The sequence below is a fragment of the Limnohabitans sp. MORI2 genome, from assembly GCF_027925025.1.
Taxonomy (GTDB): domain Bacteria; phylum Pseudomonadota; class Gammaproteobacteria; order Burkholderiales; family Burkholderiaceae_C; genus Limnohabitans.
This window is the reverse complement of record NZ_AP027058.1, coordinates 1,705,121-1,728,471: the sequence shown is the minus strand read 5'-3', so window position 1 is coordinate 1,728,471 and position 23,351 is coordinate 1,705,121. Positions and strand designations below refer to the sequence as shown.

Annotated in this window: 24 protein-coding genes and 2 tRNA genes; 14 read left to right on the top strand and 12 right to left on the bottom strand. The window is 54.9% G+C overall.

What is annotated here, in order from left to right; genetic code table 11:
* Positions 1–9 precede the first annotated feature (9 nt).
* The 8 genes from dnaE (at position 10) to QMG27_RS08135 (ending at position 8,636) form a co-directional block, all read left to right on the top strand.
* A complete protein-coding gene (gene dnaE, locus QMG27_RS08170; protein WP_281810567.1) occupies positions 10–3,483 on the top strand; it encodes a DNA polymerase III subunit alpha in 3,474 nt (1,157 codons plus the stop codon).
* Positions 3,484–3,488: 5 nt separating this feature from the next.
* Complete coding sequence (gene pgsA, locus QMG27_RS08165) at positions 3,489–4,052, top strand: CDP-diacylglycerol--glycerol-3-phosphate 3-phosphatidyltransferase (RefSeq protein WP_281810566.1); 564 nt, start codon at positions 3,489–3,491, stop codon at positions 4,050–4,052.
* Positions 4,052–4,939 (top strand): DMT family transporter, encoded by an 888-nt coding sequence (locus QMG27_RS08160; protein WP_281810565.1) that lies wholly within the window; start codon positions 4,052–4,054, stop codon positions 4,937–4,939. The genes pgsA and QMG27_RS08160 overlap by 1 nt, the downstream gene beginning before the upstream one ends.
* Positions 4,940–4,955: 16 nt before the next feature.
* Entirely contained in the window at positions 4,956–6,041 is a 1,086-nt protein-coding gene (locus QMG27_RS08155; RefSeq protein WP_281810564.1) for a tartrate dehydrogenase, read from the top strand.
* 174 nt (positions 6,042–6,215) lie between these two features.
* Positions 6,216–6,488, top strand: a complete 273-nt coding sequence (locus tag QMG27_RS08150) for an HU family DNA-binding protein (RefSeq protein WP_281810563.1) — start codon at positions 6,216–6,218, stop codon at positions 6,486–6,488.
* Between the two features lie 15 nt (positions 6,489–6,503).
* Positions 6,504–6,579 (top strand) — tRNA-Val (locus tag QMG27_RS08145).
* 71 nt (positions 6,580–6,650) lie between these two features.
* On the top strand, positions 6,651–8,546 hold the full coding sequence (locus tag QMG27_RS08140; protein ID WP_281810562.1) for a SurA N-terminal domain-containing protein: 1,896 nt from the start codon (positions 6,651–6,653) through the stop codon (positions 8,544–8,546).
* A gap of 14 nt (positions 8,547–8,560) precedes the next feature.
* A tRNA-His gene (locus QMG27_RS08135) sits at positions 8,561–8,636 on the top strand.
* 53 nt (positions 8,637–8,689) lie between these two features.
* Here QMG27_RS08135 and QMG27_RS08130 read toward each other — a convergent pair.
* The gene (locus tag QMG27_RS08130; protein WP_281810561.1) at positions 8,690–9,109 is read right to left on the bottom strand and encodes a VOC family protein; all 420 of its coding nucleotides are present in this window, start codon (positions 9,107–9,109) and stop codon (positions 8,690–8,692) included.
* 37 nt (positions 9,110–9,146) lie between these two features.
* Between QMG27_RS08130 and QMG27_RS08125 the strand changes: the two genes are divergently transcribed.
* Positions 9,147–9,695 carry an SRPBCC family protein gene (locus tag QMG27_RS08125; RefSeq protein ID WP_281810560.1) on the top strand — a complete coding sequence of 183 codons (549 nt, stop codon included), beginning with the start codon at positions 9,147–9,149 and terminating at the stop codon, positions 9,693–9,695.
* A gap of 14 nt (positions 9,696–9,709) precedes the next feature.
* Here the strand turns inward: QMG27_RS08125 and QMG27_RS08120 are convergent, their stop codons facing one another.
* The 11 genes from QMG27_RS08120 to QMG27_RS08070 all read right to left on the bottom strand — a co-directional run bounded on the left by QMG27_RS08120 (position 9,710) and on the right by QMG27_RS08070 (position 20,208).
* Complete coding sequence (locus tag QMG27_RS08120) at positions 9,710–10,771, bottom strand: alpha/beta fold hydrolase (protein WP_281810559.1); 1,062 nt, start codon at positions 10,769–10,771, stop codon at positions 9,710–9,712.
* Positions 10,772–10,808: 37 nt separating this feature from the next.
* Positions 10,809–11,687, bottom strand: coding sequence for an NAD(P)-dependent oxidoreductase (locus tag QMG27_RS08115; protein WP_281810558.1), 879 nt, complete (start codon positions 11,685–11,687; stop codon positions 10,809–10,811).
* Positions 11,688–11,690: 3 nt separating this feature from the next.
* Positions 11,691–12,500: a 2-oxo-tetronate isomerase gene (otnI, locus tag QMG27_RS08110; protein WP_281810557.1), complete on the bottom strand. Its 810-nt coding sequence runs from the start codon at positions 12,498–12,500 to the stop codon at positions 11,691–11,693.
* A 22-nt stretch (positions 12,501–12,522) separates the two neighbouring features.
* Entirely contained in the window at positions 12,523–13,182 is a 660-nt protein-coding gene (locus tag QMG27_RS08105; RefSeq protein ID WP_281810556.1) for an aldolase, read from the bottom strand.
* A gap of 21 nt (positions 13,183–13,203) precedes the next feature.
* Positions 13,204–14,508 carry a 3-oxo-tetronate kinase gene (otnK, locus tag QMG27_RS08100; RefSeq protein WP_281810555.1) on the bottom strand — a complete coding sequence of 435 codons (1,305 nt, stop codon included), beginning with the start codon at positions 14,506–14,508 and terminating at the stop codon, positions 13,204–13,206.
* An 8-nt stretch (positions 14,509–14,516) separates the two neighbouring features.
* Positions 14,517–15,530, bottom strand: a complete 1,014-nt coding sequence (gene denD, locus QMG27_RS08095; protein WP_281810554.1) for a D-erythronate dehydrogenase — start codon at positions 15,528–15,530, stop codon at positions 14,517–14,519.
* Between the two features lie 21 nt (positions 15,531–15,551).
* On the bottom strand, positions 15,552–16,460 hold the full coding sequence (gene ltnD / locus QMG27_RS08090) for an L-threonate dehydrogenase (protein ID WP_281810553.1): 909 nt from the start codon (positions 16,458–16,460) through the stop codon (positions 15,552–15,554).
* A 15-nt stretch (positions 16,461–16,475) separates the two neighbouring features.
* Entirely contained in the window at positions 16,476–17,768 is a 1,293-nt protein-coding gene (locus tag QMG27_RS08085) for a TRAP transporter large permease (RefSeq protein WP_281810552.1), read from the bottom strand.
* Positions 17,765–18,277 (bottom strand): TRAP transporter small permease, encoded by a 513-nt coding sequence (locus QMG27_RS08080; protein WP_281810551.1) that lies wholly within the window; start codon positions 18,275–18,277, stop codon positions 17,765–17,767. Before QMG27_RS08080 ends, QMG27_RS08085 begins: the two co-directional genes overlap by 4 nt.
* A gap of 61 nt (positions 18,278–18,338) precedes the next feature.
* The gene (locus QMG27_RS08075; RefSeq protein WP_281810550.1) at positions 18,339–19,325 is read right to left on the bottom strand and encodes a TRAP transporter substrate-binding protein; all 987 of its coding nucleotides are present in this window, start codon (positions 19,323–19,325) and stop codon (positions 18,339–18,341) included.
* Between the two features lie 115 nt (positions 19,326–19,440).
* On the bottom strand, positions 19,441–20,208 hold the full coding sequence (locus QMG27_RS08070; protein ID WP_281810549.1) for an FCD domain-containing protein: 768 nt from the start codon (positions 20,206–20,208) through the stop codon (positions 19,441–19,443).
* Between the two features lie 117 nt (positions 20,209–20,325).
* Between QMG27_RS08070 and QMG27_RS08065 the strand changes: the two genes are divergently transcribed.
* Genes QMG27_RS08065 through QMG27_RS08045 form a run of 5 tightly spaced genes read left to right on the top strand, consistent with a single transcriptional unit; the run spans position 20,326 to position 23,341 of the window.
* Positions 20,326–20,655 carry a polymer-forming cytoskeletal protein gene (locus QMG27_RS08065; RefSeq protein ID WP_281810548.1) on the top strand — a complete coding sequence of 110 codons (330 nt, stop codon included), beginning with the start codon at positions 20,326–20,328 and terminating at the stop codon, positions 20,653–20,655.
* Positions 20,652–21,380, top strand: coding sequence for an AzlC family ABC transporter permease (locus QMG27_RS08060; RefSeq protein WP_281810547.1), 729 nt, complete (start codon positions 20,652–20,654; stop codon positions 21,378–21,380). The genes QMG27_RS08065 and QMG27_RS08060 overlap by 4 nt, the downstream gene beginning before the upstream one ends.
* Positions 21,377–21,727, top strand: a complete 351-nt coding sequence (locus QMG27_RS08055) for an AzlD domain-containing protein (protein ID WP_281810546.1) — start codon at positions 21,377–21,379, stop codon at positions 21,725–21,727. The genes QMG27_RS08060 and QMG27_RS08055 overlap by 4 nt, the downstream gene beginning before the upstream one ends.
* 55 nt (positions 21,728–21,782) lie before the next feature.
* On the top strand, positions 21,783–22,541 hold the full coding sequence (gene surE / locus QMG27_RS08050) for a 5'/3'-nucleotidase SurE (protein ID WP_281810545.1): 759 nt from the start codon (positions 21,783–21,785) through the stop codon (positions 22,539–22,541).
* Positions 22,538–23,341, top strand: coding sequence for a protein-L-isoaspartate(D-aspartate) O-methyltransferase (locus QMG27_RS08045; protein WP_281810544.1), 804 nt, complete (start codon positions 22,538–22,540; stop codon positions 23,339–23,341). Before surE ends, QMG27_RS08045 begins: the two co-directional genes overlap by 4 nt.
* Positions 23,342–23,351: the final 10 nt, after the last annotated feature.

Here is a 23,351-nt window from a genome sequence, read left to right as displayed (position 1 = left end):
ATCTGACGCATGTTTGTTCACCTGCGCCTTCACTCTGAATTTTCTGTCGTTGACGGGACCAACCGCATCGACGAAGTGGTGAAAGCAGCCGCAGCCGACCAACAGCCCGCGCTGGCCATCACCGACATCAACAACCTGTTTGGTGGCATCAAGTTTTACAAAGAAGCGCGGGGCAAAGGCGTCAAACCCGTGTTGGGCGCTGAGATTTATTTAGAAAGCCTGACCCAAGATGCGGCGCAGACGTCGCGCATGGTGCTCTTGGTGCAAACCCATCAGGGCTATTTGAATTTGTGCGAATTGCTCAGCCGTGGCTGGACGCAAAACGTGCATAAGGCCGTGGCCGTCATCAAGCTCGAATGGCTGCAAGAGTTGTCGCAAGGCCTCATTGCTTTGTCGGGCGCACAAGCCGGTGCGGTAGGCCAAGCCTTGGTGCAGGGTGACACCACGCGTGCGGGTGAGGTAGCTTTGCAGATGGCGGGCATCTTCCCGCATCGTTTTTACATTGAGCTGCAGCGTGCAGGCCGCGCCGACGACGAGACGCATGTGAGCGCAGCGGTTCAACTCGCCGCACGCTTGAAGCTGCCCGTGGTGGCCACGCACCCCGTGCAGTTCACTGCGCCAGACGACTACGAAGCGCACGAAGCGCGGGTGTGCATTGCCGAAGGCGAAATCTTGGGCAACCAACGCCGTGTGCGCAAGTTCACCCGCGAGCAGTATTTCAAATCGTCCGCACAAATGTGCGAGCTGTTTGCCGATGTGCCCAGTGCCATTGCCAATACGGTGGAGATTGCCAAGCGTTGCAACCTCACGCTGGTGTTGGGCAAGCCGCAGTTGCCTAACTTTCCCATTCCGCCTGTGAATGGCGTGGTCATGTCGGTGGAAGACTATTTCCGCCACGTGTCGCACGAAGGTTTGGAAGAACGCTTGGTGCATTTGTACCCAGACGCGACCAAACGCGATGCCGAACGCCCACGCTATGTGGAGCGTTTGGAGTTTGAGCTGACCACGATTTTGAACATGGGTTTTCCCGGCTACTTCTTGATCGTGGGTGATTTCATTCAGTGGGCCAAAAACAATGGCTGCCCAGTAGGACCTGGCCGTGGTTCGGGTGCGGGCTCGTTGGTGGCGTATGCGCTCAAGATCACCGACCTTGACCCGCTGCAATACAACTTGCTGTTCGAGCGTTTCTTGAACCCCGAGCGGGTGTCGATGCCCGACTTTGACATTGACTTTTGCCAAACCAACCGCGACCGCGTGATTGACTACGTGAAAGACAAATACGGCCGTGAAGCCGTGTCGCAAATTGCGACCTTCGGCACCATGGCCGCGCGCGCTGCGATTGGCGACGTGGGCCGTGTGCTCGATATGAGCTACACTTTCTGCAAGGGCATCAGTGGCTTGATTCCCAACAAGCCAGGCCAGCACATCACCATCGCCGGTGCGATTGAGGTCGAGCCCATCTTGGCTGAGCGTTTGGCCAAAGAAGACGAAGTCAAAACCCTGTTGGAGCTGGCGCAAAAGCTCGAAGGCATGACGCGCAACGTGGGCATGCACGCCGGTGGCGTGTTGATTGCGCCGGGCAAGCTGACCGACTTCTGCCCGCTGTACCAACAGCCCGGCAGCGAATCGGCGGTGAGCCAGTTTGACAAAGACGACGTCGAAGCCGCGGGCTTGGTGAAGTTCGACTTTTTGGGCTTGGCCACGCTGACCATTTTGGAGATTGCGCGCGAGTTCATCATGGCGCGTCACAAGGGCCAAGAGAACTTTGCCTTTGAAAACATTCCGCTGGACGATGGGCCGACCTATCGCTTGTTCCAAGACGGCAAAACCGAAGCTGTGTTCCAGTTTGAAAGTCGCGGCATGCAAGGCATGTTGCGCGACGCGCGTCCCACGCGCTTGGAAGACTTGATTGCGCTCAACGCTTTGTATCGCCCAGGCCCAATGGACCTGATTCCGAGCTTTGTCGCGCGTAAGCACGGCCGCGAAGAGATTGAGTACCCGCACCCCATGGTGGCGCAGATGCTGTCGGAGACCTACGGCATCATGGTGTACCAAGAGCAGGTGATGCAGACCGCGCAGATTTTGGGCGGCTACTCACTCGGTGGCGCTGACATGTTGCGCCGCGCCATGGGTAAGAAAAAGCCCGAAGAGATGGCGGAACACCGCGAAATTTTCCGTGCAGGTGCAGCCAAAAACAACATCAACCAAGACAAAGCGGACGAGATCTTTGACTTGATGGAGAAGTTCGCGGGCTACGGCTTTAACAAGTCGCACGCGGCGGCTTATTCTTTGCTCGCGTATCACACGGGTTGGCTCAAGGTGCACTACACCGCAGAGTTTTTCTGCGCCAACATGACCGTGGAAATGGACAACACCGACAAGCTCAAGGTGTTGTTTGAAGACGCGCAAAAAATGGGGCTCACGTTTGAGTCGCCCGACGTCAACCGTGGCCGCTACCGTTTTGAGCCCATCTCGGACAAAGTGATTCGCTACGGCTTGGGCGCCATCAAAGGCTCAGGCCAGCAAGCGATTGAAGCCATCATGGCCGCACGCGAAGAGGGCGGTCCCTTCACCAGCTTGTTTGATTTCTGCCGCCGTGTGGACCGCACGCGCATGAACAAACGCACGGTGGAAGCCCTCATCAAAGCGGGTGCGTTTGACAACTTGCACCTCAACCGCGCCGAACTGCTGGCCAGTGTGGAGCGTGCGTTTGACTTTGCTGCTGCGAGTGAAGCCAACGCCAACCAAGGTGGCTTGTTTGACATGATGGGCGAAGACGCCCACGGTTCCAGTACGCAAGAGCCTGAGTATGTCGAGATGCTGCCCTGGGGCGTGAAAGAGCGCCTCACGCACGAGAAGGTGGCACTGGGCTTTTACCTGTCCGGTCATTTGTTTGATGAGGTGGAGCGCGAAGTGCGCCGCTTTGCGCGCACGCGCATTGAAGATCTGATGGATTCACGTGAACCGCAGTTGCTGGCGGGCATCGTGAGCGATATGCGTGTGATCAACGGGCAGCGTGGCAAGCTCGCCATCTTCAAGCTCGACGACAAATCTGCGGTGATCGAAGCCACGGCCGACGAGGCCACCATCAACACCTACCGCAACACCCTGAAAGATGACGAGATGGTCATCATCATGGGCAAAGCGCAGCCCGACCGTTTTTCGGGCGGCTTGCGTTTGTCCATCCAACAGGTGTGGAGCTTGGAGCAGGCGCGTTGCCGCTTTGGCAAATACCTCAGCGTCACCGTCAATGGCACATCGCCGGACATCGCCCGTATCTTGCGTGAGCACCCCGCCAAAGTGGAACAGTCGGAGCAGGGAGAACTGGTGCGTGGCATGGGGGTTCGATTGAAGCTCTTGCGCGACGGTGCTACGGCTGACGTACAGTTGGGCGATAACGCCAAATTCTTCCCCAGCGATGCGGCCTTGGCCAGTTGGATGGCACAAGCGCACGACGGACAATCACAGATCATTTACGAGTAACCCTTATGTGGACCATCCCTACGCTCATGACGCTGGCTCGTATTGCGGCCATTCCGCTCATCGTGGGGTTGTTTTATTTGCCCATCGAAACAGCGGAGCGCAACCTGTGGGCCACCGTGATGTTTGTGGTGTTTGCGTTGACCGACTGGTTGGATGGCTACTTGGCGCGCAAGCTCAACCAGTCTTCTGCTTTTGGCGCGTTCCTCGACCCCGTTGCAGATAAGTTTTTGGTCTGTGCCAGCCTGTTGGTGTTGGTGCACTTAGACCGCGCCGATGTGTTGGTGGCGCTCATCATCATCGGCCGAGAAATCGCGATTTCTGCCTTACGTGAGTGGATGGCGCAAATCGGTGCTTCACGCAGCGTGGCAGTGCATGTGTTGGGCAAACTCAAAACGACAGTGCAAATGGTGGCGATTCCCTTCTTGCTGTACGACGGAACTTTGTTTGGTGTGATTGATACCGCCTTATGGGGCACGGTACTGATTTGGGTGGCTGGCGTGCTCACCGTTTGGTCGATGGTCTACTACTTGCAAAAAGCTTGGCCTGATATCTTGGATCACGCCAAGTAATGAGCGAATCTAACGATCGCACGGGCTTGCAGCTCATGCCTGCGGTGTTTGTGCTCATTTGGAGCACGGGCTTTATCGTGGCGCGCTACGGCATGCCCAACTCGCCACCGTTTACTTTTTTGTTGTGGCGTTACATTTTTTCCATTGCGTGTTTTGTGCCTTGGATCGTGTGGGCGCGTGTGCCTTGGCCCAAGGGAAGGGCGCAGTGGTTGCACCTGAGTGTGACGGGCATCTTGATGCACGCCTTGTACTTGGGCGGTGTATGGGCGGCAGTCAAAGCCGGCATGGGCGCTGGGCTGACTGCGCTCATCGTCGGCTTGCAGCCCGTCATCACGGCCATGTGGTTGTCGTCACGCGGTGGGCACATCACGCGGCGTCAATGGCAAGGCTTGGTGTTGGGCTTGCTGGGGTTGAGTTTGGTGGTGTGGCCTAAGCTGCAAAGCGGGGTGGAGGTAACGCCCTGGAGCTTGACCATGATCGTCATGGCCTTGTGCGCCATCACCACGGGCACCTTGTATCAAAAACATTTTGTCAAACCGTGTGATGTGCGCACAGCCAACACGGTGCAGCTGTTGGCGGCTTATGTGTTTACCTTGCCGATTGCACTGAGCGAGGCAGAGCCTGCCTTGTGGAACCCCGAAATGATGGGGGCCATGGCCTGGGCCGTGGTGGGCCTGACTGTGGGAGCGAGCTCGTTGCTGTATATGTTGATTCAACGTGGTGCGGCCACCAGTGTGACGAGCTTGATGTATTTGGTGCCGCCAACCACCGCCTTGATTGCATGGGTGTTGTTTGGTGAACCAATCACCTGGGTGACACTCACGGGCATGGCGCTGACCGCTTTGGGCGTGAGCCTGGTGGTGCGGCCTCCTAAAATTGCCGCTTGATTTTTAAAGGTGAACGATGAGTCAAAAACGCATTGCAGTGATTGCAGGGGATGGCATTGGTAAAGAAGTAATGCCTGAAGGCATTCGCGTCATGGACGCGGCGGCACGCAAGTTTGGCATTGACCTGAAGTTCGACCACTTTGATTTTTCAAGCTGGGACTATTACGAGAAACACGGCAAGATGTTGCCCGACGATTGGAAAGACCAAATCGGCGGTCACGATGCTTTGTACTTTGGTGCAGTGGGCTGGCCCGACAAAATTCCAGACCATATTTCGTTGTGGGGTTCTTTGCTCATGTTTCGCCGTGAGTTTGACCAGTACATCAATTTGCGACCTGCGCGCTTGATGCCCGGCATCATCGCGCCCGTGGTGCGCCGTGATGGCTCGCCACGCCAGCCGGGTGAGATTGATATGTACATCGTGCGCGAGAACACCGAGGGTGAATATTCCAGCATTGGTGGGCGCATGTACCCTGGTACCGAGCGCGAGATCGTGATGCAAGAAACGGTGATGTCACGCATCGGTGTGGACCGTGTGTTGAAGTTTGCGTTTGAGTTGGCTCAAACCCGTCCCAACAAGCACCTGACCAGCGCCACCAAATCCAACGGCATTGCCATCACCATGCCTTATTGGGATGAGCGCGTGGCGGAGATGGCCAAGCACTACCCAGACATCAATGTGGACAAGTTCCACATCGACATCTTGACCGCGCACTTTGTGCAGCGCCCCGACTTCTTTGATGTGGTGGTGGCTAGCAATTTATTCGGCGATATCTTGAGTGATTTAGGTCCAGCCTGTACGGGCACGATCGGCATTGCGCCTAGCGCCAACTTGAATCCTGATCGCAAGTTTCCTTCGCTCTTTGAGCCCGTGCATGGTTCTGCGCCAGATATTGCAGGCAAAGGCATTGCCAATCCGATTGGTCAAATTTGGTGCGGCGCGATGATGCTGGAATTTTTGGGCCACAAAGAGGCGCATGACGCAGTGATGGCTGCGATCGAGAAAGTACTAGAACCTAAGAGTGGTGCACCTAAGACACCAGACATTGGGGGTAACGCGAATACTTCTGATCTCGGGCGTGCGATTGCTGAAGCTTTGTGATTTTCAGTCCCAAAAACGACTAGAATTCGATTCCATGCCGTGTTGTGTACAGTTTCTCTTTGAAGAGGCACATTGCATCGAGATGTCAACATCCACGGTAGCGTGAAATCACGTCGTGCTAGTAAACTAGTACACCCATTGACCAACATCACATCTCATTGAGAGGGGATTTTTGTGAATAAGACTGAACTGATTGAATACATCGCCAAGCACGCTGATATTTCTAAAGCAGCGGCTACTCGTGCACTCGAGTCCACCATCGGTGCTGTGAAGACCACCTTGAAAAAAGGCGGCACAGTTTCTTTGGTTGGTTTCGGTACTTTTGCAGTCGGCAAGCGTGCCGCTCGCACTGGCCGTAACCCACGCACTGGCGCAGCGATCAAGATCAAGGCAGCCAAGGTGCCTAAGTTCCGTCCAGGCAAGGGTTTGAAAGACGCCTTGAACTAATTTGCGGTTTCGGTTGGGTGCTTAGCTCAGTTGGCAGAGCGGCTGCCTTACACGCAGTAGGTCGGCGGTTCGACCCCGTCAGCACCCACCACCCATTAAAAAGGCGAACTCAATGGTTCGCCTTTTTTCTTGGCTTCTCCGATTTCACGATGAGTCCATCACATGTTTGATTTTGTTCGCAAGCACACACGGGTCATGCAGTTTTTGCTGTTCCTGTTGATCTTCCCGTCTTTCGTTTTGTTTGGCTTAGAGGGCTACAACCGTTTCCGTGAGGGCGGTGCCACTGTGGCTACGGTGGATGGCCATAGCATCACGCAAGCCGAGTGGGATGCTGCACATCGCAGTCAAGTCGAGCGCATGCGCAGCAATATGCCCAATGTGGACGTGAAATTGTTTGACACGCCAGAAGCCAAATACAGCACGCTCGAGCGCATGGTGCGCGACCGCTTGTTGCAAGTGGCTGCCAACAAACTCCACTTGGGGGCAAGCGATGCACGCCTAGCCGCCGAGTTGCAACAAAACCCAACCATTGCGGCCTTGCGTCGTGCCGATGGCACCCTGGACATGGAACGCTATCGCCAACTGTTGGCCACGCAGGGCATGTCACCCGAATCGTTTGAAGCGCAAGTACGCGGTGATTTGGCGTCTCGTCAAGTCATGTCGGGCGTGGGGGTGACGAGCTTCAGTTCAGCGGCTTTGGCTGATGTGACTTTGAATGCGTTTTATGAGCAACGCCAAGTGCAAGTGGCTCGTTTCGCGCCTGCTGACTTTGTGAGCCAAATCAACCTAACAGACGCAGAGCTGGAGGCGTATTACAAAGCCAACGCCGATAAGTTTCAGTCGACTGAGCGTGCCGACATTGAATACGTGGTGTTGAACTTGGCCGCCGTGCAAAAAGACATCGTGGTGCCTGAGGCGGAGCTCAAGTCGTACTACGAACAAAATTCAGCCCGATTGGCAGGGTTGGAAGAACGTCGTGCCAGCCACATTTTGATCAATGCCGATAAAGGCGCACCTGCTGCAGAGCGTGATGCGGCGCGTGCCAAAGCGCAAGCTTTGTTGACCGAAGTCCAAAAGTCGCCCAATCAATTTGCTGAATTGGCGCGTAAAAACTCGCAAGACACAGGCTCCGCCACCAAAGGTGGTGATCTTGATTTCTTTGGTCGTGGCGCCATGGTCAAGCCTTTTGAAGATGCTGCATTTGCTTTGAAAAAGGGCGAGATCAGTGGTGTGGTGGAAACTGAATTTGGCTTTCACATCATTCGATTGACGGATATCAAGCAGCCCGAGCAAAAAAGCTTTGAGTCGCAACGCGCCAAGCTCGAACAAGAAGTGCGCGCTCAACTGGCGCAGCGCAAATTTGCTGAAGCGGCAGAGCAGTTCACCAACATCGTGTACGAGCAGTCAGACAGCTTGAAGCCAGCGGCAGAACGCTTGAAGTTAGAAGTGCAAACTGCTAGCAACTTGGCCCGCGAGCCTGTTGTTGGAAACACTGCAGCGAACAACCCCAAACTCTTGGCTGCCGTTTTCTCACAAGACTCGATTGAGAAAAAGCGCAACACCGAGGCGGTGGAGTTGGCTCCCAATGTGTTGGCTGCTGCACGCATCACCAACTACAGCCCTGCACGTACTTTGCCTTTGGATGAAGTCAAAACCCGTGTGCGTGAGCAAGTGGTGGCCAAGCAAGCCACTGAGCGTGCACGCGCCGAAGGCGTCGCGAAGTTAGCCGAATGGAAAGCCAGCCCCGATGCTGCTAAGTTGCCCGCATCCATTGTGGTGTCACGCGAGTCAAAGCAAGCCCAACCATCCACATTGGTAGAAGCAGCTTTGCGTGCCAGCACGCAAGCCTTGCCAGCTTGGGTGGGCGTGGACTTGGGTACCAATGGCTATGCCGTGGTGAAAGTTGAAAAAGTGTTGCCGCGTGACACCTCTAACGCTGAAGGCATCGCGCGTGAACGTGACCAATACGCGCAGTGGTGGGCCTCTGCGGAAGGTTTGGCTTACTACAAGCTATTAAAAGAAAAATTCAAGGCGGAAATCAAAATAGCTAGGTTATAATTTTGGCTTCTACGGTGGCTGTAGCTCAGTTGGTAGAGTCCAGGATTGTGATTCCTGTTGTCGTGGGTTCGAGCCCCATCAGCCACCCCAAAAATTAAAAAGGGTTCCCAATCGGGAGCCCTTTTTTCATGGGCGCTTGGACCTCACCAAGTGCCCACATTGGGCATGTCGATCCAGGGCGATTGAGGGGCCAAGGCGTCACCTTTTTGTAGCAACTCAATGGAGATATTGTCTGGCGAACGGACAAAGGCCATGCGGCCATCGCGTGGTGGTCGAAGAATGGTCACGCCATGGCTCTGCAACTTTTCACACATCGTATAAATGTTGTCGACCGCGTAAGCCAAATGACCGAAATTGCGTCCGCCGCTGTAGACCTCAGGATCCCAGTTGTAAGTCAGCTCTAATTGCGCCTCTTCATCGTCGGGCGCTGCCAAGTAAACCAAGGTGAAACGCCCTTGTGGGTATTCGTTGATGCGAAGTACGCTGAGGCCTAGGGCGTCTCTGTAAAAACGCAACGAGGCGTCAAGGTTGGTCACTCGGACCATGGTGTGTAGGTATTTCATGTGTAGGTTGTAACATGCTTCAAACAGGGAGATGCAAATGAAACTGTCATGGTGTGCATGGGTGCTTGCAAGTGTGTGTCTGGCTACCTCTGCTGCGGAGGATTACCAAATCAAAGTCGATGTGACGCAACAAGGCGATGTGTTTCACACGCAAGCTAGTTTCTTCCTTCCGTTGAGCTTGTGTCAGTCCTACCGGTATCTCACGGATTACGATGCAGCAACCCAAATACCAGGCGTGGTGTCATCTGTCACCACGCGCTTGGAGGCCAATAGGGCGAGGGTCGAACGCGTGTTGCAAGAGCGCATTTTGTTGTTCCCCATCAAGATGCGCATGGTCATGGAGGTGTCAGAGCTACCCAATCAAGGTACTGACTTTGTTCAGATCAGAGGCGAGGCTAAATCGTACAAAGGCGGCTGGCGCTTAGAGCCAGGAAGTCAAGGGACATGGTTCAAATACCGAACCGAATCAGAGCCTGATTCGGTCTTTCCAAAAGCGGTGATTGAGTACTTCATTAAAAACCGCTTGAACGGGAGCTTTGAAGCCATGGCCAAAGCCGGCGCGCAACGCGCCAAGCAGCCCTGCTGAATAACGGCAGCGAATTAAGGCAAACGTGGGGCAGTTTGCAACAAAGCAGCCACTTCGTTTTTCCACCATTTGGCTTGACCGGTGGTGCCATGGCCAGCGGTTTGGTCGCTGCCAGGAATCAGTAGCAAGCGTGCATTGGGGATTCTTGCCAAAGCCTTGTTCATCACATTGAGCTCTGGTGGATTGCGTTCGTCATCGGCAGAGTTGATGGCCAACAGGGTGGCTTTGATTTTTTCAAGTTGTGCCAGCGGGTTGTAATCGCGCGATGCATCCCATTGGTACAAATGGTCGTTGGCATCGCCAGAGAAAGGTGCACTGAGCCGTTGGTTGAGCAGTTGATCGGCTTTCTCACGCGTGGGGGCCAAGCGTTGTAAACCTTGATTGCCGCCGTTGGTGCCAATGGCATAAAAGACCGATGCAAATTGCAAGCTTCGCGGTTGCTGCGTGTAGTTGCCATTCATCCATTCGGGGTCGTTGCGGATGCTGTCAATGATGAGGCGGCGCATCATCCAGTTGCGGCCTGACATTTCGGAGGGCATGGCAGCCATCGGTACCAAGATGTCGGAGAAGCCGGGGTATTGAATGCCCCACAGCCATGTTTGCATGCCGCCCATGGAGTTGCCCAGCACCATGCGCACATGTTTGAGCTTCAAACCTTCCGTGAGCAATCGGTATTGCGCCAACACCATGTCGTCATAGTTGTAGCGAGGAAACTTCGCGCGCATGCCGTCTGATGGCTTGCTAGATTTGCCCGTGCCAATCGAGTCAGGCAACACAATGAAATATTTAGCTGCATCCAAAGGTTGACCAGGGCCGAAGAGTTCACCCCCGAAAGCTGTATTGAGCATGCCCACGCCTGTGCCAGTGGTGCCATGAAGAATGACCACGGGTTCACCTGCGGGATTGCCAAGCGTGGTGTAGCCAATGTTCAGTGACGGCATGACCTCACCGGTGTGAAAGCGAAAATCTTTCGCTGTCCACACTTCGGTTTTTTGATTAGGAAAAGTTTGCGCCATGGCTGCTGAACTCTGAAGGTAGACAAATATAGACAAACAAAGCGTTAGAAATTTGCGCATACATCCCCCGGGTGAGTGATTGAGAAATCCTGTTGGTTTAGTGGGGCCGCTGTGCGAACACATCCACCAAGTCAGGCATCAAAAGCGTGCCTTGATGTTGGTCACAGGCAGCTTTCAATGTGGTTTGAATGGCAGACGCCACAGCATGCTCAGCCTGCATGTGCTCGGCCATGTCGTTGTAGTAGGTCAAGTCTTTCAACGCGTTGGCGATGGTGAAACGCAGGCCAGTGTTGTCGTGGTTCAGCAGGAATGGTTTCAAGCGTTCTAGCGGTGCCCCCCAGCCGCCACCCATGGCAAGCACATCAACAAAGGTCTGCGGATTCACACCACCGATTTGAGCGCAGGCTGCAGCCTCTGCCAACAAGGCTACCGAGCCGAGCGACACATAGTTGTGCAGCAGCTTCATGCGGTGCCCAGAGCCTACAGGCCCCACATGCACAATGTTTTCAGCAAAGCATGCCAAGAGGGGACGGCAGGTTTCAAACAGGGCGGCGTCAGCACCTACCAACAAGTTCAGGCGACCTTCAGCGGCCTCTTTGGGCGTGCGTGTCATGGGCGCATCCATGAACAAGCCACCTTGCGCGACCACCGCTTGCGCAATTTTCTCGGTCGAAGCTGGCATGGCGGTGGAGCAATCAATCACGATCGTGTTGGGGCGCAGTCCTTTGAGTACACCGTCTTCGCCCAGCAGCACGGCTTCGACTTGCGGGCTACCGGTGACGCACAAGATCACCACATCTGAATGTGCAGCCAAGTCTTTAGGGGTGTTGAAGGTTTTGACGCCGTGTTGCACCAAATCATCGATGGGTTGGTTGCCTGCATGGGCCAGCACCGAAAGCGTGTGTCCGTGTTTGACCAAATTGCTGGCAATACCATGGCCCATCATCCCAATACCGATCATGCCAAGGGTTGTCATGTCTTATCCTTGTTGGTGAAACCAAGTCAAACCATCGTGCGTACCGTTGGGTACAGCGCCACGCGCAGGGCGGTACTCGCAGCCAATCCAACCCTCCCAGCTACAAGCGGCAGACACTTCGTCAATCACGTCAAAGAGGTAAGGGTGGTTGAGCTCGCCCAAATCTGGCTCGTGGCGCATGGGCACACCCGCAATTTGAAAGTGACCAACGCGCCCTGTAGGCAAGTACTGGCGAATCTTGGTGGCCAAGTCGCCTTCCATGATTTGGCAGTGGTAGAGGTCCATCTGCACTTTCACGTTGGAGGCTCCGATGTGCTCAACGATGTTGTGGGCTTGTTCTTGGTAATTCAAGAAAAAGCCGGGAATGTCACGGGTGTTGATGGGTTCAATCAAGACATCGCGGCCAGACTTCTTTGCTTCGGTTGCTGCCCATGTGATGTTTTGGATATAGGTTTTTTCAAGCGTGGCCACGTCTGCGCCTTGTGGCTTGAGGCCTGCCATGACGTGGATGCGAGGGCAATTCAAGGTGTCTGCATAAGCCAAGGCTTTGTGAAAGCCTTCTTGAAATTCGCTTTCGCGCCCGGGTAAGCAAGCCAAGCCGCGTTCACCTGCATCCCAGTCGCCAGGCGGTGCGTTGAAGAGCACTTGTTGCAAGCCGTTGTCGCTCAAGCGTTGCTTGAGCTCATGTGCATCGAATGCGTAGGGGAACAAATATTCAACAGCTTTGAAACCGTCTTTGGCAGCGGCGGCAAAGCGGTCTAAAAATTCGTGCTCGTTGTAGAGCATGCTGAGGTTGGCGGCGAAACGTGGCATAGGTGTGTGTGGAATGAATGGTTTACCAAAGAGCCCCAAAGGTCTCTCGCAGTTCTTGAATTTGGGCTTCGCTCAAAGCGGTGGCTTGGCGATCGGACATGAGCCACAGCTTGGCGGTTTCTTCGAGTTCTTCCAGTACTGCGCTGGCTTCGGCAGGGCTGGCGTGCCAGACCACGGGGCCAAGGCGCTCTAGCATCACGCCGCGAATGGGGGTGTGTGCGGCAACGCTTTGTGCAATGCGTGAGGTGACTTCAGTGGTAACACCTGGGGCACCTGGGCGTTGGTAGGCAATCAGCGGCACATGGCCAACTTTCATCACGTAATACGGTGTGATGGGCGGCACGATGTCGGTGTCACGCCACACGCCTTGCAGTGTGAGGCTCACCAAGTGTGTGGCATGGGTGTGAATCACGCAGCGTGCTTGCTGTGATGCTTCGTAAATGCTGCGATGTAAGACCAATGTTTTGGAAGCGCGTGCGCCGCTGAGCTGCACGCCGTCAGCCCCGACATGGGCCAGTTCACTGGCCACCAAGTTGCCTAGGCACGCATCGGTGGGTGTGATGAAGAAGCTACCGTCATCGAGCTTGACGCTGATGTTGCCCGCACTGGCGTGCACATAGCCACGTGCGTAAAGCGATGCGCCGATGCGGCAAATTTCTTGGCGAGATTCGAGTTCGTTCATGGGGTGGTCACGGATGGGGCATCATTTGAGCTGTGCAAATGATTTTTCAAAAAAATCATGCGTGCCAAAGTTGCCAGATTTCAAGGTGACATGCACTGTATCGCCGTTACACACGGGTGATGTCACCGATGTCCATGGCACGCCCGGATCAATTTGCGGGCCGATGACCATGCGTTCTACCTCGAGGGCTTGCACCACGGCCCCCGATGTTTCGCCACCAGCCACTACGAGTTGACGCACACCGGCTTGCACCAAGCCTTTGGCGATGCTCGACAAGGTGTGTTCCACCAGTTCACCCGCTTGGGTGACACCCAGTTGGCTTTGAATGGCTTTGACGGCTTCGGGTTCGGCGGTGGCGTAAATCAGCACAGGGCCTCGGGCGAGTAAAGGTGTTGCCCACTGCAGAGCTTGCGTCACCACGTCGGTGCCAGATGCAATCGCCAAAGGATCGATGGCAAATGCGGGCTTACCGCTTGCACGCCAGTGCTGCACCTGCGCGTTGGTGGCGACTGAGCAGCTGCCAGAGACTACAGCTTGGTAACCGGTGGCAGCAGCCAGTGTGTCGGCTTTGGCGTTGGCTGCTAATGCACCGCGTGCTTTCCAGTTTTGAGGTAAGCCAATGGCGACGCCAGAACCTGCGGTGACCAGCGGCAGATCTGCCAAGGCTTGGCCCATGTGCATGAGGTCTAGGTTGCTGATGGCGTCGATCACGGCGACGCCAACGCCTTCGGCTTGCAACGTTTCGAAACGCGCGCGAATGGCATCAGGCCCAGCTGCGACGCAGGACTGTTCCACCAAGCCGACCTTGCGTTGGGTTTGTGATTGCATGACGCGCACCAAGTTGGCATCGGTCATGGGGGTGAGTGGGTGGTTGCGCATGCCGCTGTCAGACAGCAACACGTCGCCCACAAACAAGTGGCCTTTGAAGATGGTTCGGTTGTTTTCAGGGAAGGCGGGGCAGACGATGGTGAAGCCTTGCCCCTTGCCATGAATGGCATCCATCAACGCTTCAGTCACAGGGCCGATGTTGCCTTCGGGGGTGGAGTCAAAAGTGGAGCAGTATTTGAAATAAATCTGCTCGACGCCTTGAGCTTTCAGCCATGCATACGCTTCCAACGATTGCGCAATGGCGTCTCTGGCGGGAATGGTGCGTGACTTGAGCGCCACCACGATGGCGTCCGCATCAACCGTTTGGTTGTTGGTGGGCACACCAATGGTTTGCACAGTGCGCATGCCAGCGCGAACCAAGTTGTTGGCGAGGTCAGTGGCGCCTGTGAAATCGTCGGCAATACAGCCCAACAGGGGCTTGGTAGAAGTTAGGGTCATGGATGTGTTCAGAACGTCAAGGTGCAGCTGATGGCTTGCGGATGACGTGAGGCATAGGATTGAATGAGGCTCTTGACGGAGGTGTCAGCGACGAGGCCGAGGCTCTTGGCGCGGTCGTTGTCAAACTGGCTGGGCCAGCCGCTGACGATGGCTTGCACTTTGGCATCGATTTGCCAGTTCAGCAAAGCTGCGGTGGCGTCGCCAGCCACTTCTTTCAAGGCTTGCGCCATCTCACCCACAGTGGTGGTGAGTGCAGGCAGGTTGACCGCCGTGGGGGCTCCCCATTGCGATGTGGGCGTGGTGAGGGCACACAACAAACCTTGCATGGTTTTGTCCGTGGAAGCGAGGGCCACGCGTGTGTCTGCTGGTACGGGCACAGTGCAAGCTTGGCCAGCCAAAGGTTCGCGGAACATGCCACTCAAAAAGCTGGAGGCCGCGCCGTTGGGTTTGCCAGGGCGAACTGAGACGGTCATCAAACGCACATTGCGTCCATGGATGAGGCCCTTGCGTGTGAAGTCGGCCACCAGTTGTTCGACCATGAATTTTTGGATGCCGTAGCTGCTCTGTGGTGTGGGCTGAAATGTGTCCGAAATGCTGCTGGGCAGTTGTTGCCCCGCAGACGCACCAAACACGGCCACTGAGCTGGCAAACACAAACACGGGTTGCTTGGCTTGATGGCGCGCGGCTTGCAGCAAGTTCAACGAGGTTTGCAAATTGCTTTGCAAACCCAAGTCCAAATTGGCTTCGCATTCACCACTCACTGCGGCGGCCAAATGCACGATGGCATCGACACCCGCTAGCGAGAGGGCTTGCGTGCTGAGCAGGTGGCTCAGATCGCCCACTACGGCACGCACGCGTGCATCGGCTTGCAAGTCTGCAGGCGGTGCTACGAGATCGGTCAGCACCAGTTCAGTGACTGGGCCAGAGCCTTTGCCTTCGAGGTGAATGTTCTGCGCTTGCAGCAACTCGCGCGCGAGGCTCGCGCCCAGAAAGCCGCCACCACCGGTGATGAGGATACGCATGCCTAGCCCTTTGACTCTGAATTAGTTGGCGTGTGGCAACTCAATGCCAGGGAAGATTTTGATGACGGCCGAGTCGTCTTCGCGGCCATGACCTGCAGTCGATGCCTGCATGAACATTTGATGTGCCGTGGCCGACAAGGGCAGTGGGAATTTTGTGGCACGTGCGGTGTCGAGCACCAGCCCCAAATCTTTCACAAAGATGTCAACGGCGGACAAAGGTGTGTAGTCGCCTTTGAGTACATGCGCCATGCGGTTTTCAAACATCCAACTGTTGCCTGCGCTGTTGGTGATGACTTCATACAAAGCATCTGCTGCCACGCCTTCACGCAAACCCAAAGCCATAGCCTCTGCGGCGGCTGCAATGTGCACACCCGCCAGGAGTTGGTTGATGATTTTGACTTTGCTGCCGTAGCCTGCGCGGTCGCCGAGCTTATACACATTGGCAGCCATGCTCTCGAGGGCGTTGCCTGCTTTGGCGTAGGCCGCTGCTTGACCCGAAGTCATCATGGTCATTTGGCCGGAAGCTGCTTTGGCTGCCCCGCCTGAGATGGGGGCGTCCAAGTACAACAAGCCTAGATCGTTCATACGCTTCTCCAGAGCCGCTGACCAGTTGGGGTCGACGGTCGAACACATGATGAACAGGCTGCCTGCTTTCATGTGGGCGGCTGCGCCGTGTTCACCAAACAAGACTTGCTCAGTTTGGTCAGCGTTGACCACCACGCTCACAATGATGTCCACATGTTTAGCCAATGCGGCAGGTGTTTTGTACGCTGTGCCGCCCTCTTGGGCAAAGGCTTCTGCAGCATCAAAGCGCACATCGCAGACGCTGACTTGGTGCCCAGCACGGCGCAGCGAACTGGCCATGCCTTTGCCCATCGCGCCTAAGCCAATCACGCCAATGGCGAGGGGGGGGGAGGTGTTGATTGTCATAACTTAGATTGGTGTTTATTGAAAACCCAAGGCGTGCGGTGCCCATGTGCTCAACGCAGGGATGAAGGTCAGCAGGGCCAAAATAATGGCGTGTGCGATCAAGAAAGGTTTCAGCTCACGCGTGAGTGCATCGAGGGGGACTTTGGCCACGTTAGACGTGACGAACAGCAATCCACCCACAGGCGGCGTGATCATTCCGAGCGTTAAGTTGAATATGACGACCATTGCAAAGTGAATCGGATCAATGCCAAGTTTGGCTGCAACAGGCGCCAAGATGGGGACCAAAACCATCACGCCAGGCAAGGGCTCGATGAAGATGCCGAAGATCAACAAGAAAATGTTGACAGCAATCAAGAAAGTGAAGGCCGACATCTCTTGTGCACCCATCCACTCAGCCAGTTTGATGGGCAGACCATCGATCGTCAAAATCCATGCAAAGGCGTTGGAGGTGCCGATGATGATGAGGACTGAAGCTGTCATCAGCGCAGACCGAGACAGGATGTCAGGTACGGCTTTCCACTCCAAGGTACGGTAAATCCATTTGCCGCACACCAAGGCGTAGAACACGGCGACCACAGACGCTTCGGTGGGTGTGAACCAACCCGCACGCATGCCACCCAAAATGATCACGGGCAACAAGAGCGCAGGAATGGCTTTCCAAGTGACCAGCATTTTTTCGGCAAATGTTTCGTTACCGGGAATGCCTTTGTAGTTGCGCTCCTTCGACACATACCAGTTCACTGCAGCCATGCCTGCCGCAATCAAAATGCCCGGGATAAAACCAGCAATAAAGAGGGCGCCCACAGACACGCGATCATCTTGCAAGGCATAAATGATCATGATGATGGACGGTGGAATGATGGGGCCCACAATGGCCGTGGCAGCGGTCAAGGCCGCTGCGTACGAGCGGTCGTAGCCCGCCTTGTCCATCATGCGAATCATCATCGAGCCAGGGCCAGCAGCATCAGCCAATGCAGAGCCTGAAATGCCAGAGAAGAAAGTGAGCGAGACGACGTTGGTGTAACCCAAGCCGCCACGTTTGTGACCCACAAACTGCGCCGCAAACTTGAGCAGCACTTCGGTGAGCGAGCCGCCGCTCATCAGCTCAGCTGCCAAGATGAAGAACGGCACCGCCATGAGCGGGAAGCTGTCCACACCCTCGTAGGTTTGTTTGAGCAAAACGAACAGTGGAAAGTCAGCGCCAAAAATCAAGGCGGTGAGCGTCGAGAAGCCCAGTGCAAATGCAACAGGAAACCCGATGGCTAAATAAAAGCAGCAGCTCAGAAGGAGGATGACACTCAGGCTCATAGTGATGCGCTCGCTGTGGCGTCGAAATGTGAATCAGAAGCGAAGGTGCGTGTGAGCACGTAGTCGCGGACAATGAGCAGCCAATGCAAGAGCAGCAACACGCCACCTGCGGGCATAGCGCCGTAGACCCAGGACATGGAGACTTGCGTGGTAGGTGTCATTTGGTATTGAACGCGGTCTACATAGATGGCGCCGTACCAAATGATGAAGATGAAAAATCCTGTCAGCATGACAGCGATGAAGGCGCGAATGGCGCGTGCCCATGAGATGGGCAAACTGTCTTGCAGGTTCTCTACGGCAATATGGCCGCCGTAGCGCAGCACAGGGCCAGCACCTAAAAAGGTGAGCCACACCATCATGTAGCGAGCCACTTCTTCGGCCCACTCAATCGATTGGTTGGTGGCGTAGCGCAAAACCACATTAGCAAAAATGATGATGGCCATGGCAGCAAGCAAGGCAATCAATACGCCGCGATTGGCGATCATTAAATATTTTTCGAAAGATTTCATGGGGTGTTCCATGCGCAGCAAGCCAGCGAACTGGCTTGCTTGAAAGGTGAAGAAATACCGATTACTTCACAGCTTGGATGGCTGCAATCTTGTCTGCGCCAAACTCTTTGGCGTAGTTGGCGTAAGGGCCTTTGAGTCCGTCGTTGAAACTGGCACTGTTGACCTTCTTGACTACTTGCATGCCTTCGCGTTCGAGCTGGGCGATGCCATTGGCTTCGTCGTCGTTCACTTTCTTACGTGTCGCGGCCACGCTCTTGGCGGCTGCGTCATAGAACGCTTTTTTGTCAGCTTCACTGAGCTTGTTCATGATGCGTGGTGAGGTGATGATGAGGCCGGGTGAGTAGACGTGGCCCGTGAGTGACAAGTGTTTTTGCACCTGTGAGAACTTGGAAGCCAAGATCACAGGGATGGGGTTTTCTTGACCATCCACAACGCCTTGCTGCAAAGCGCCAAACACTTCTGGGAATGCCATAGGGGTTGGCTGAATGCCAAAGGCACGGTAGCCTTCCATGTGCACTTTGTTTTCCATGGTGCGCATCTTCAAGCCGCTGGCATCTGCTGCGCTGACGATGGGGCGTTTGTTGTTGGTCATGTGGCGGAAACCGTTTTCGCTCCAAGCCAACGCCACCAAGCCGTGGTTGGGGAACTTGGCCAACATGTCTTGACCGATTTTGCCGTCCAACACTTTGCGAGCATGGTCGTAGTCACGGAACAAGAATGGAATGTCCACGATCTTCATCTCAGGCACAAAGTTGCCCACGGGGCCTGTGGAGGTGATGACCAAATCTTGCGTACCGATTTGCACCGCTTCAACTTGCTCGCGTTCGCCACCCAAAGCACTTGCTGGGTAGACCTGGCACTTGTAGCGACCTTGGGTGTTTTTGTCGAGGTTTTCGCAGAACACATTGGCGCCAATATCGTAGTGAGAGCCTTTGGCTAGCACATGACCCATTTTTAATACGGTTTGAGCTTGTGTGGGTAAGGTGGCAAAGACGGCTGAGGCTGCGAGGGCAATGGCCCATTTTTTATTGAGAAAAGTCTTGGACATCATGTCTCCTGAGGTTTAAGAGCGACAACACCAACAGCCTCTCAGCTGTCTGGTTGTATGACAAATTATCTTGAACTAATCAGGGTGTTTTGCTAGGACTAACCCGCAAAACGATCTAGGGCTGATGACGAAAATTGGTGCGCAGCTTGCTCGCCAGTGCGCGTCCTTGCGACGTCCAGAAAACAGGGTCTGCATTGCCGATTCGCTTGGCTGCATTGAGCATATGCTTGGTGCCAGCAAGTCGTGCTGCTTTCACATCGCCTGCTTCGATGGCCTGAAGAATGGCGTGATGTTCGTGACGAACAGCCTCTTCTAAATCGGCTCGGGTGGCTTCATTGGCGCGTGTTACGCGTGTGGCATTTTCCAGAAATTGGTTCAGGTAAGACAGCGTGTCTAACAAGAATGGGTTGTTGGCTGCTTGCGCAATGGCGGCATGGAAGGCCACATCTTCACTCACACCATCACCGCCGCTGGTCACCGCTTTGTCTAAGGCCTTCATGGCTTGTTTGATCTTTTGCAACGATTTGGCCGTTCGTCGCTCGGCTGCCAAAGCAGCAGATTCGGCTTCTAGCGCACGTCGCACTTCGACGACTTTCAAGACCGCATTGACCGATCCGTCAGGTTTGAGCTTAAGTTTGCTGGTTTCGGGGTGAGGCAATGGTTTGACAAATGCGCCAGAGCCTTGACGCGTTTCTATCAGGCCCAGAGTTTTTAGGCGTGAAAAGGCTTCGCGCACCACCGTTCGACTGACGCCGTGCTTTTCCACCAAGGCGTTTTCGGTGGGTAATTTTTCCCCCGTTTTCAGCTTGCCTTCGCGAATGCTGTTTTCCAAGGCTTGGGCTAGCTTTTCTGAGAGCGAGGCGCCTAGTTGAATTCTCGGCATGGTGGAACTTTGGCTGGATGTGGCAAAGATTGAGCGTTATGAAATCATATGCGACAAATCACGAGCCTTTGCTGGCTTGGGCTTAGGTATGATGGCGCATTCAAAGGAGCTTTCAGCATGGCGGATATCAACCCAACCAACAACAACCTCGTGATTGGCGAGGGCGTCACATTCAAGGGCTCAATCAGCGCCCCAGGTAAAGCTGTGATCAACGGCAATGTCTCTGGCGAATTGACTGCAGATGATTTGTTGATTGGCACCAAAGGTCAAGTTACGGGCACAGTGCGCGCACGTGAAATCGATGTGCATGGCGAGTTGAACGAAGACATCGTGTGTAAAGAACATTTGCTGATTCACAGCACAGGCAAGGTGTCGGGCACCTTGGAATACCACGAGTTGGAAATCCAACGCGGCGGTAAGTTCAAAGGCAATATGAACCAGAAATGAGTCGGTTTGCCAACCGGCGCGCTGCTTTTTGGTGCGGCATCCGTGATGCCTTAGGTGCGCCGGTTTTGGTTTTGTTTGCAGGTATGGTGGGCTTTGGAGCCATGGGACGTAGCCATGGTTTTGATGCATGGATGACGGGGCTTACCAGCTTTCTGATGTTTGCATTGCCGGGTCAAGTGGTGATGCTAGAGATGTTTATATCTGGTGCTTCGTTGTTGGCAATTGGCTTTGCCGTGACGCTGACTTCAACCCGTTTTGTCACCATGGTGGTGACGCTTTTCCCCCAACTCCATCGACGTGATCGCAACCCACTGTTGTACCTGTGGGTGCATATGCTGGCCATGACCGCATGGGCGGTGTCGATGCGCGAGTTTCCTTCGATGGCTCCCAAACACCGTTTGAGTTATTTCATTGGGTTGGCTTTGCCATGCTGGTTGATTTCTCCACTCGGTACAGTACTCGGGTACTTTGTCGCAGGTTGGGTTCCGGTAGCAGTGACCTTAGGTTTGGTGTTCATCAATCCTTTGTTTTTTCTTCTCACGTTCACCGAGGTCAAGCCTTCGGTGAATCGTATGGCGATTGGCTTGGGCTGTCTGTTGGGTCCTGCTTTCTATCTCTGGGATGCAGATAGCAGCTTGTTGTTGACAGGCGTTGTGGCGGGATCTTTGGCTTATGGTGTAGATCGTCACTGGCTGCGTGCGCGTCGCGTCGAGGTGAGGTCATGAGTGCAGACATACAAGGCTGGGGTGTTTGGTTGGCGCTGAGTGCCGCCTGTGTGGGAACCTATATATGCCGGGCCGCAGGTGTCAAGCTTTCAGGCCACATCCACCAAGACAGCGAGGTGTTTCGTTGGCTTTCTGCAGTGACCTATGCCATGGTGGCCGCTTTGACAGTCCGCATGATCGTCATGCCGTTGGGCTTGCTAGCCACAGTGCCTTTGTGGCTGCGTGTCTTGATCTGTGCGTTGAGCCTGGCTGTGATGGTGTCTCGCCCTGAGCGTCGTCTGGTACCTGCATTGTTGACGGGCACGCTGCTGATGTTGGCATACGGCGTCTTACGAACGACGCCATAGTTTGTCAGGCCTGCCGTCGGACGCACCTACAATTCGTGCGCAACCCTAAGGCATCATGAATATCCTGATTTCTAACGACGATGGCTTTCAAGCCCCGGGCATCGTGGCCCTGTATGAAGCTCTCAAAGATTTGGGGCGTGTTGAAGTAGTCGCGCCAGAGCACAACAACAGCGCCAAATCGAATGCGCTGACCTTGCATTCCCCTCTGTATGTGCATCAAGCCAGTAACGGATTTCGTTATGTCAACGGCACACCGGCAGATTGTGTGCACATCGCGTTGACGGGGTTGCTGGATTACAAGCCCGACTTGGTTGTGTCTGGCATCAACAACGGCGCCAATATGGGGGATGACACGATTTACTCGGGCACCGTCGGCGCGGCTATGGAAGGCTATTTGTTTGGCATTCCGGCCATCGCGTTTTCGCAGGTTGACAAAGGCTGGGCGCATATTGATGCGGCAGCCGCCCAAGCACGTCGGCTGGTTCAACAGATGTTGAGTCAGTCACAGGTGCCAGACGCACCTTGGCTGTTGAATGTGAACATCCCGAATCGACCGTTGGATGACATGAAGCCTTTGCGTGTCACGCGTTTAGGGCGCCGTCATTCGGCTGAGCGTGTCATCACGCAAACTAGCCCGCGCGGTGAAACCATGTATTGGATTGGTAACGCGGGTGCGGCTAAGGATGACAGTGACGGCACCGACTTTCATGCCACGTTTGAAGGTCATGTGTCGGTCACCCCGTTGCACGTGGATTTGACCGAGCACGCGAGCTTGCCTGCATGGGCCGCTCGCTTGGGTGAGGGGTGCGCATGAAGCAGCGCCCCAGCTTTCCTGCACGTATAGACACAGGGCAGTCCCAGGCTAAACCTCAAACCTTGTTGACGGCGACGCGGGTGGTTGCGCCAGCATCGCCTAAGCAACTCAAACCAACGGGGTTGAGCAGCCCCTCAGGCATGGGGCTAGACTCATCGGCAGTGCGTGCGCGCATGGTTCAAAAGTTGACAGCGCAGGGGATTTCGGACCCAGTCGTTTTAGAAGCCATGGGACATGTTGAGAGGCACCGTTTTGTTGACAGTGCTTTGGTGAATCAAGCGTATGAAGACACCAGTTTGCCCATTGGCTTAGGGCAGACCATTTCCAAACCCAATGTGGTGGCTCGCATGATTGCGTTGCTGCGTGAAGCGCCAGGTCGGCAGGGATCGCCTGCAATGGGGCGTGTTTTAGAAATTGGTACGGGCTGTGGCTATCAGGCCGCTGTGCTGTCATGTGTGGCGCGTGAGGTCTACAGCATCGAGCGTTTGCGGGGTTTACATGACAAAGCCCGAGAGAACTTGCGGCCTCTGCGGTTGTCTAATGTGCACTTGATTTTTGGTGATGGCATGTTGGGGTACGCGCAAGGAGCACCATACAACGCCATCATTTCTGCAGCTGGCGGAGAGAACGTTCCCCAAGCGTGGATTGATCAACTGGCCATAGGGGGGAGATTGGTCGCGCCTACGCATACCCAATCGGGTCAGCAAGCTTTGGTGGTGATTGATAAAACGCCGCAGGGTTTGCAGCAAAGCCTGCTAGAGGCGGTGAACTTTGTACCTCTAAAATCAGGCATTGCTTGAATACTGGAAA